The 1082-nt window shown below is 67.1% G+C and carries 1 protein-coding gene; it reads right to left on the bottom strand.

Annotated elements, in window-relative coordinates; all coding sequences use genetic code 11:
• A partial coding sequence (locus tag AB0P24_RS47920) for a condensation domain-containing protein (protein ID WP_365805800.1) occupies positions 1-1034 on the bottom strand: 1034 nt, incomplete at its 3' end.
• Positions 1035-1082 lie beyond the last annotated feature (48 nt).

Raw genomic sequence — 1082 nt, 5'->3', positions numbered from 1 at the left:
GGATTACGGGCGGCGGAGCGGGTCGGGTTCAGCTCGTCCACGAGCCGCTCGAACGGCACATCCTGATGGGCGTACGCAGCCAGATCCGACTCACGAATCCGGGCCAGCAAGTCACGGAAGGTGGGGTTCCCAGAGACGTCCGCCCGCAGGACAAGCGTATTGACGAAGAACCCGGCCAGCCCCTCCACCTGCGCGTCGGACCGGCCGGCGACCGGCGTACCGACGCACACGTCCTCCCCCGCACCCATCCGGGCGAGCAGCACCGCCAGCGCGGCATGCACAACCATGAACATCGTCGCCCCGCCCTGCGCAGCCAACTCCACCAACCGCGCATGCGTGACCGCATCCACACCCACCGGAACCGAACCACTACGGAACGACGGCACCGCCGGACGCGGACGGTCAAACGGCAACACCGTCTCCTGCGGCGCCCCCTCCAACACCCCACGCCAAAACCCAACCTGCCCAGCCACCGCACTGCCCGGATCATCCAGCTCCCCGAGCACCTCCCGCTGCCACAACGCGTAATCCGCGTACTGGACGGATAGGGGCTCCCACTGAGGGGCCTGCCCGGTCAACCGGGACCGGTACGCCGTCTGGAGGTCGGCGGCCAGCACACCCATCGACCACGCATCCGTCGCGATGTGATGAGCCACCAACAACAAGACAGACTCCTCCTGCGAAACCCTCAACAACACCGTCCGCCACGGCAACTCAACCTGGACATCAAAGCCCCGCCCGGCTTCAACCCGCATGAATTCGCGCCACTGCTCACCGGCCTCGACCACCTGAAGCCGAGGACGGCCATCGACACCCTCACGGATCTCCTGATACGGCACCCCCTCCACATCCGGGAACACCGTCCGCAAACTCTCGTGCCGGTCAGCCACATCACCCAGCGCAGCCTCAAGCGCTCCGACGTCAACGCTGCCAGACAGCCGCAACGCGAAAGGCAGGTTGTAGGCCGCGGCGCCTTCGGTCTCAGAGCCGTCCATCCGGTTCAAGAACCACATCCGCTGCTGCGCGAACGACAACGGCACCCGCTCCGGACGCTCCCGACGCGCCAGCACCACACCCCCCGA

The organism is Streptomyces sp. NPDC086519 (genome assembly GCF_040686075.1).
GTDB classification, from domain to species: domain Bacteria; phylum Actinomycetota; class Actinomycetes; order Streptomycetales; family Streptomycetaceae; genus Streptomyces; species Streptomyces shenzhenensis.
The sequence above is the reverse complement of the archived record's forward strand: the minus strand, read 5'-3'. Positions and strand labels throughout refer to the sequence as shown.